General features: G+C 39.7%; 6 protein-coding genes, 1 rRNA gene and 3 pseudogenes. 1 reads left to right on the top strand and 9 read right to left on the bottom strand.

Annotation, left to right across the window (positions count from 1 at the left end):
* Both ACOT8F_RS15695 and ACOT8F_RS15690 read right to left on the bottom strand, forming a co-directional pair.
* Positions 1–105, bottom strand: a 16S ribosomal RNA gene (locus ACOT8F_RS15695); the annotation flags it as partial.
* 260 nt (positions 106–365) lie between these two features.
* On the bottom strand, positions 366–1,232 hold the full coding sequence (locus ACOT8F_RS15690; protein WP_421652859.1) for a nucleotidyltransferase-like protein: 867 nt from the start codon (positions 1,230–1,232) through the stop codon (positions 366–368).
* Positions 1,233–1,612: 380 nt separating this feature from the next.
* Here ACOT8F_RS15690 and ACOT8F_RS15685 point away from each other — a divergent pair, with 380 nt between their 5' ends.
* On the top strand, positions 1,613–1,969 hold the full coding sequence (locus tag ACOT8F_RS15685) for a YgzB family protein (protein WP_421652858.1): 357 nt from the start codon (positions 1,613–1,615) through the stop codon (positions 1,967–1,969).
* Positions 1,970–2,150: 181 nt separating this feature from the next.
* On the opposite strand, the gene perR is transcribed toward ACOT8F_RS15685, so the two are convergent.
* The 7 genes and pseudogenes from perR to ACOT8F_RS15650 form a co-directional block, all read right to left on the bottom strand.
* Positions 2,151–2,585: a peroxide-responsive transcriptional repressor PerR gene (gene perR / locus ACOT8F_RS15680; RefSeq protein ID WP_421652857.1), complete on the bottom strand. Its 435-nt coding sequence runs from the start codon at positions 2,583–2,585 to the stop codon at positions 2,151–2,153.
* A 296-nt stretch (positions 2,586–2,881) separates the two neighbouring features.
* Positions 2,882–3,394: a DinB family protein gene (locus tag ACOT8F_RS15675; RefSeq protein ID WP_421652856.1), complete on the bottom strand. Its 513-nt coding sequence runs from the start codon at positions 3,392–3,394 to the stop codon at positions 2,882–2,884.
* Positions 3,395–3,577: 183 nt separating this feature from the next.
* Positions 3,578–4,045 (bottom strand): thioredoxin-dependent thiol peroxidase, encoded by a 468-nt coding sequence (gene bcp, locus ACOT8F_RS15670; protein WP_421652855.1) that lies wholly within the window; start codon positions 4,043–4,045, stop codon positions 3,578–3,580.
* Between the two features lie 65 nt (positions 4,046–4,110).
* On the bottom strand, positions 4,111–4,518 hold the full coding sequence (locus ACOT8F_RS15665) for an ion channel (RefSeq protein WP_421652854.1): 408 nt from the start codon (positions 4,516–4,518) through the stop codon (positions 4,111–4,113).
* A 59-nt stretch (positions 4,519–4,577) separates the two neighbouring features.
* Positions 4,578–4,974: pseudogene (locus ACOT8F_RS15660) on the bottom strand (ABC-2 family transporter protein); the annotation flags it as partial.
* Positions 4,965–5,626 (bottom strand): annotated as a pseudogene (locus ACOT8F_RS15655) (ABC transporter permease); the annotation flags it as partial. The pseudogenes ACOT8F_RS15655 and ACOT8F_RS15660, both read right to left, overlap by 10 nt.
* Positions 5,627–6,098, bottom strand: a pseudogene (locus tag ACOT8F_RS15650) (daunorubicin ABC transporter ATP-binding protein); the annotation flags it as partial.
* Positions 6,099–6,180 lie beyond the last annotated feature (82 nt).

The raw sequence follows: 6,180 nt of genomic DNA, 5'->3' as shown, positions 1-6,180 counted from the left end.
GTTACTCACCCGTCCGCCGCTGATCTCCGAAGAGATCCGCTCGACTTGCATGTATTAGGCACGCCGCCAGCGTTCGTCCTGAGCCAGGATCAAACTCTCCAATAAAGTGTTTGATTAGCTCTTAAAAATAAAACTTGAATTAACGTTGGCATTTCGTTCTGTTTAGTTTTCAAAGATCATTTTCTTGCATTTTAACTTCGTGTCTTTTTTGTGACATTCGCTCAGAAGCGACCTTTTTAATATATCATTTCACCAAGGAGATGTCAACACTTTTTCTAAAAAATTCGCTGCCGATTTAGCTAATTAGCTACCTGCTCAGCAGCGACGCTTATTAATATATCACCTATAAAAACCTAAGTCAACAACTATTTTGAAATAGAATATGTTCGATGAAAAATTTGCTGGCCCTTTGTTTCAACCTTTACAACCTCGATCAGATGTTTTTCGATTAGAAACTCAATTAAAATACCTAAATCAACGGAATAATATTGAATTTCAGGGTGCTCCAGAAGCTCGGCAAAATACCAATTATCCTTTTCTTCCATAATAGAAAGAAGATGAGCTGCACCGATTTCCGCCTTAGAGTGGATTAGAAAATCACTTGCCAGGAATAAAAGCTCAAGACGCTTTTCCAGCGCCTCCCCGCTGTCTACTAATTCATGATAAAGCTTATAAACCTGCGGTTCTATTTGCCTTACTTGATTCCATACTGTAGTTTCCGGATAAAATCCGTTATCAATTACTTCTAGTCTCGCTAAGTGATGCAGGGCATGAACGATATGATTATAGGCATCAAGATATTGTCTGGCTTCAAAAAAACCTTTGCCTTCCAAATATCTTCTTATAAGCTTTCCATATTCAAGACCGATTTTCAGCTTGCGTTCTGAAAAGGGAAACATATGTAATTTATCAATTAAATTCACAAGGTATTCGTTTCGGTCAAAAAGAATTTTTCCGTTCATCAGCCAATCTACGATTCTTCTGTTTGTCCCAAGCAGAATCCATTGCTGCAGCTGTTCGTCTGTCACAATCTGCATAGATGCTTTTTGATCGTTAAATTCATAGTGTTTAATGAAGACAGGCCGATCAGCTGTCTTTACGATGACAAGAAGGGCTACATCGAAATTATCTGTTTGTGGCGATGTCTGATTCCTTCTTTCTATCATGATCACCGCGAGTGTGTCGGGGTGGCTTGCCCTTTCCTGATAGATTGGACGGAGAATGTTTTCCATTAAGAATTCCTCCATGTACTTATTCAATTCGTTCTTTATTTCTACAGAAATATGAATTTCCCTTTTTCTTTATCGGAACTGTCGCTTATCCCTGTCTGAAATGCCGCTTTTCCATTGTAGAATAGAAAAGAAACGGAATAAAGTGTTTTCTAAAGGTTCTTTTCTTAAACTTTGTTGTACATAACTCTATATTTAGTCCAACAATCCATCTATAAGGCAAGAACTTTAAGAAAAGATGCCCCGAAGCTAGACTAAGTGCGTGATAAAAGCTTTTACGAAGAGCAACAATCTCTGCGAAAACAGCCTTTCTAAAATCGTCTTCCAATACTTGTCACTGCTTATCCTCATCATGTGCTATATTAATAATGGGGGGATGGAAGATGGCTCAAATGTATTCAAGCAAAATCAATAAGATTCGAACGTTTGCATTAAGTCTGATCTTTGTCGGGTTTTTCGTTATGTATATCGGTGTGTTTTTCAGAGGACATATTTTGCTGATGACCATTTTTATGCTGCTCGGCCTCTTGTTTATGGTTGCCAGTACAGTCGTTTATTTTTGGATTGGCATGCTGTCAACGAAAGCGGTGCAGGTCGTTTGTCCATCATGCGGGAAACCGACGAAAATTCTCGGACGCGTGGATATGTGCATGCACTGCAGAGAGCCGCTCACATTAGATAGAACTTTAGAAGGAAAAGATTTTGATGAGAATTACAACCGAAGAAAAGCAAAAAGCTGATAGATTGTTCTATCAGCTTTTTTTAAAGGCTCTTTTCTAAAAATTTGTTGTTCGTGTTCCTATATTTAGATAACGAAACCATCGGTTTTATAAAAAAACGCACCGAAAGTAGTCTATATTCGGGAATAAAGCTTTTACGAAAAGCCACAATCTAATCGAAAACAAACCCTAGGGGTCCTTTTTAATGGGCTTTTTTTCTTGCGCAATCTTCACATGTACCGTAAACTTCCATCCGGTGATTGCTGACTTTAAATCCAGTTACGTGAGCAGCAAGGTGCTCTACTTCATCAAGTCCCGGGTAGTGAAAATCCACAATTTTGCCGCATTCATTACAAATAACGTGGTAGTGGTCGCTTGTGACAAAATCAAACCGGCTGGAGGAATCTCCATATGTCAACTCTTTCACGAGCCCAACTTCGCGAAATACACGTAAATTATTATAAACAGTTGCTACACTCATATTAGGAAATTTGCCTTCTAGCGCTTTATAAATATCGTCCGCCGTTGGATGATTCATTGATTTAATCAGGTATTCCAGTATCGCATGACGCTGCGGTGTAATACGGACTCCCGTTTGTTTCAATGTATCCAGTGCTTCCTTCAATTGCTCGGTCATCGTCATGCACCTCTCTCCATAAAAACATTCTTACTTTATAATATTTATAAATAGTGTACATTGCGACTAGGAGTTTTGTCAATGTTTACCGCTATTTTACAAGGCAAATAAGCCTATTTGTTTATATGCCATTCTCAAGTGACTTTTTCATTCTTTATCAATGGCTGCTTTCGCAAAGATTGTTGCTATTTGCTTCGGGATCTTTTCTTAAAGTTTCTGCCAAATCAAGGGTCCTGCAGCTGAAATCTAGAGTGAAAAGCAACAAAGTTTAAGAAAAGAGCCATAAGAAAAGAGCCTTATAAATACCGCTCTTTTATGATATTGAGGTGGTGCAGTTCATGACCTGCCATAATATAGGCCAAGGCCCTTACAGAAACTACACCATTGTTAGCAAAACCACTTCTTTCCCATACTCCTTCAGGGAGAGTGCGTAATAGAGTGAGGGTTGCCATTCTGACAGCAGTATAGTTTTCAATCAAATTCCTTAATGATTGTTCAGGGAATAAAGCTTCTTTAACATATTGATCGACATCATATCCCGCAATAGGAGTCTTGTCACCCCTTGCTATATGAAGCAGTCTGTAGCACATGATGCGTTCCGTATCAATAATATGCCCGATCACTTCCTTCAGCATCCACTTTTCAGGCGCATAACGGTAATTGGCGTCAGCTTCCGAAATAGATGAAAGAAGGGCCTCTGTTTCTTCTTGCTGTTTAGCAAGCATTTCCTTTACATCACTATCTGGAACTAAACGAATATAATTTTCAAAATAAGACGGGTATTCCTGGGCAGTCGGCAATTTCAGCATGGCCATTCCTCCTTCTAATTACCAAAATTATATCACTTGACTCTACGAAAAATCCCATTAAAAAAGCGTGCGGTTGCCCGCACGAATTTGCGCTAACATATGAGGAGGTTATGCCTTCCCTTTTATATTACGCCGGCAGAATCGAAATGGCTGTACAAATGCCTTCCTCCTTAAAAAAGGGCGTCAGGCATTTTCTTTTATATAATTCAGCGCTTCTTCTACATGTCCTTTTACTTTTACCTTGCGCCATTCCTTGATCAGAATGCCCTCTTTATCAATGATAAACGTTGATCGTTCAATTCCCATGTATTCTTTGCCGAAGTTTTTCTTCAGCTTCCATACATCATATGCTTCTGCTGCTTTATGATCTGTGTCAGCAAGAAGGAGAAACGGCAAATCATGCTTTTCTCGAAATTTCTGGTGGCGCTCCTCCGGATCCGGACTTACTCCGATAATCACGGCATCAAGCTCCTCAAAGCTTTTATGCTGATCTCTGAAGTCACAGGCTTCATCTGTGCAGCCAGGTGTCATATCTTTGGGATAAAAATAAAGAACCACATACTTTCCTGCAAAATCAGCTAATTTAACTGTTTCTCCTGTATCGGACTGAAGCTCAAAATCAGGGGCTTTCTTTCCTATTTCAAGTGCCATGGCTTATCCCTCCATGAAAATTGTTTATGTTAAGGGTAACCAATCTGACGGCCTATTACAACTTTCTACTGCTTTTCTATCCCGTAAACGGTACGGGCCACAATAACTACCGGCAGAATATATCCAATCATCGCTTCTGTAACTGCAATGATTCTCCCCCACCCGACTGGAACGATGTCCCCATAACCGACCGAAAAGATGGTAATTGCACTGAAGTACATGCTGTGATTTAACAGTTCAATATAAGTACCTTTTACAGCGTGCTGATGCAGTGCGAGAATGTCAAAACCTCCGTGAAGCAGCAGCAGATAAATCATAGCAAAGCCCGTCAGAATGGAAAGGTAAAACAAAAAGACTGTAATGATCGTTTCCATTGACATAAATTCCTGTTCATAAAAGGCTTTTATCGTAATTCTGACACTCATGAATAAGCAAAAAACAGTTGCAATGCCAATAATCCACTCCAGTATCACTTCGCCACGCCCTTGTCCGCACTTTTTACCACTATATGCTTAAACAAAGACGATTATGGTCATTTTCCCGCTCCTCTATTCCGTGTCACCCCATTGTTCCATACCAAAAGAGCCAGCATAAAAAAGACAATTCCGATTACAGGCGTTAATAAGGAATACACATACCATTCTGTTTTTCGCAAGAAATAAGCAGCAGGATACATTCCCACAAATGCAAAGGGCAAAATCCAAGCATAAAGCGAATCGCACGGTGATAAATATCCACTGGATAGCGACCATAGTTTGAAATGTTATACATCATCGGAATGATGGAAGTCCTTGAATCCGAGTAAAAGCTGATGCTTGCAATCGTAATAAAGATCCCAGCATACACCAATGCTCCGCCAACAACAAAAAACACAAACAAAAAACGTCATACCATTGAAATGTAAGATGCAGGCGTAAACCCAGATCACCTGGATCGGGATGATTAGGACAAGGGACCACAACCCTTGAAACAAGAGTGCATTTACTGCTTTTTCACCAGCTATGCCTTCTGTAAAAATCATGCTCGGAATATAGCTGATTGCCTGAAAAAGGAAGAAGCTCATGATCTTTTGAGCCCAGCCTTGATAAAAGCTAATTGGCAGAAGCACTCCTGAGAACAGATCCACACAGACCCGTTTTGCCCGGATCAGTCCATCATTATTAAATAAAAAGAAAGTTAGAATACCTGTTAAAAGATTGATTTGCGTATTAATAATAAAGCTGAAAAAGATAGAAATTATAAACGAGATCCAAGTAATTGGATGGGAGGATAATTGCATCGGAAAGATGAAATAAACAGTAATTAGCCCTGGCAGGGAAAAGAAAAATGAACGGAAGATCCCCTCACCAAGTGCCTGCATTGTTTTCATTCCAAGGTAGTTTTAGGGGCGGATCATTTCTACCGCTACTTTCCCTTCTTTATTTCCTGCGCAATTTCCGTGTCGATATTGTTAAAATAAAACGCCCTTGCCATCCAGGAAACCGCAATATAGGATGTCATCTGGATCACACTGAGTCCCTGAATGGAGCCTTTTCCGCCATAAATGGCAATCCAGAGAAAATAATAGGCGCCAATATCCATTTAATAACCACCTGCAATATTGCCTTTTTCATAAATGTTGCGAATGATTTCTTCTGTGGAAATTTCTTTGATGCTCATATCCATAATTTTATGTGCAACGACAATCCGGCCGATCAGTTCAGACATTTGTGCCTCCTGATTGGCGATTACAGCTGACCAAGTATTTTCCTTCTCCCCTTTTTGCCAAAGCACTTTAAGATCTGACGTAATCATGACAAGATCTTTTACTAGTACGCTCTCTGCAAAAGGAACTGAATTTGTTTTCTCCTATATCCTGGCGAAGATTGTTTAGCAGTCCGTCATAAATAATTTTCCCCTCGTCAAGCATGACGACCCGTTCGCAAAGGGCTTCAATATCGGAAAGATCATGCGTTGTTAAAAGAATCGTCGTTTTGTACTTTTCATTTATTTTCTTCAAAAACTGACGGATTTTCAGCTTTACCAATACATCAAGACCAATCGTCCGTTCATCAGTTTATCCGATTCCCGCCATGACAACAATAACATTACTTAAAACAGCGGAATTTTTTTGCCGTCCGTATCCTTTTTCAGCC

This window comes from Chryseobacillus diguaensis (assembly GCF_049220665.1).
Lineage (GTDB): Bacteria > Bacillota > Bacilli > Bacillales > Bacillaceae > Metabacillus_B.
Note: the sequence above shows the minus strand (reverse complement) of the source record. Positions and strands in the feature narration are given on the sequence as shown.

Excerpts from the sequence above, each read along its gene's own strand:
- ACOT8F_RS15690 (WP_421652859.1), bottom strand. The coding sequence starts at position 1,232 with ATGGAAAACATTCTCCGTCCAATCTATCAGGAAAGGGCAAGCCACCCC.
- perR (WP_421652857.1), bottom strand. The coding sequence starts at position 2,585 with ATGACCGAGCAATTGAAGGAAGCACTGGATACATTGAAACAAACGGGA.
- bcp (WP_421652855.1), bottom strand. The coding sequence starts at position 4,045 with ATGGCACTTGAAATAGGAAAGAAAGCCCCTGATTTTGAGCTTCAGTCC.
- ACOT8F_RS15685 (WP_421652858.1), top strand. The coding sequence starts at position 1,613 with ATGGCTCAAATGTATTCAAGCAAAATCAATAAGATTCGAACGTTTGCA.
- ACOT8F_RS15675 (WP_421652856.1), bottom strand. The coding sequence starts at position 3,394 with ATGCTGAAATTGCCGACTGCCCAGGAATACCCGTCTTATTTTGAAAAT.